The sequence below is a fragment of the Pseudomonas sp. XP2 genome (assembly GCF_053557975.1).
Window position 1 is genome coordinate 1 of the sequence record NZ_JBNRIK010000066.1, and the last position, 1,160, is coordinate 1,160.

A 1,160-nucleotide genomic window follows, 5' to 3' on the forward strand; every position below is an offset into this window, starting at 1 on the left:
ACGACGCCGGCGCCGACGGTACGACCGCCTTCACGGATAGCGAAGCGCAGACCGTCTTCCATTGCGATGGTCTTGATCAGGGTAACAGTCATCTGAATGTTGTCACCTGGCATTACCATTTCAACGCCTTCCGGCAGTTCGCAGTTACCGGTCACGTCAGTGGTACGGAAGTAGAACTGAGGACGGTAGCCTTTGAAGAACGGAGTGTGACGACCGCCTTCTTCCTTCGACAGGACGTAGACTTCTGCGGTGAACTTGGTGTGCGGCTTGACCGAACCTGGCTTGACCAGAACCTGGCCACGCTCAACGTCGTCACGCTTGGTACCACGCAGCAGAACGCCGCAGTTCTCGCCAGCACGACCTTCGTCCAGCAGCTTGCGGAACATCTCAACACCGGTGCAGGTGGTGGTGGTGGTGTCACGCAGACCAACGATTTCCAGCGGATCCTGAACGCGGACGATACCACGCTCGATACGACCGGTAACAACGGTACCACGACCCGAGATCGAGAATACGTCTTCGATTGGCATCAGGAACGGCTTGTCGATAGCACGCTCTGGCTCTGGGATGTAGCTGTCCAGAGTTTCAACCAGCTTCTTGACGGCGGAGGTGCCCATCTCGTTGTCGTCTTTGCCTTCCAGCGCCATACGAGCCGAACCGATGATGATCGGGGTGTCGTCGCCTGGGAAGTCATAGGTGGACAGCAGGTCGCGAACTTCCATCTCGACCAGTTCCAGCAGCTCAGCGTCGTCTACCAGGTCAGCCTTGTTCAGGAAGACCACGATGTACGGAACGCCAACCTGACGGGACAGCAGGATGTGCTCACGGGTTTGTGGCATCGGACCATCGGCGGCCGAGCAAACCAGGATCGCGCCGTCCATCTGGGCAGCACCGGTGATCATGTTCTTCACGTAGTCAGCGTGACCTGGGCAGTCAACGTGAGCGTAGTGACGAATGTTCGAGTTGTACTCGACGTGAGCGGTGTTGATGGTGATACCGCGCGCTTTTTCTTCCGGAGCCGAGTCGATCTTGTCGAACTCAACGACTGCCGAACCGAAAACTTCGGAGCAGACGCGAGTCAGAGCTGCGGTCAGAGTGGTCTTACCGTGGTCAACGTGGCCGATAGTGCCGACGTTAACGTGGGGAAGGGAACGATCAAA

General features: G+C 57.6%; 1 protein-coding gene. It reads right to left on the bottom strand.

Translation table 11 applies throughout. The annotated features are described in order from the left end of the window. Positions 1-1,160 (bottom strand): elongation factor Tu (tuf, locus tag ACK1VC_RS28900; protein WP_054833600.1); only part of this gene is annotated, 1,160 nt, incomplete at both ends.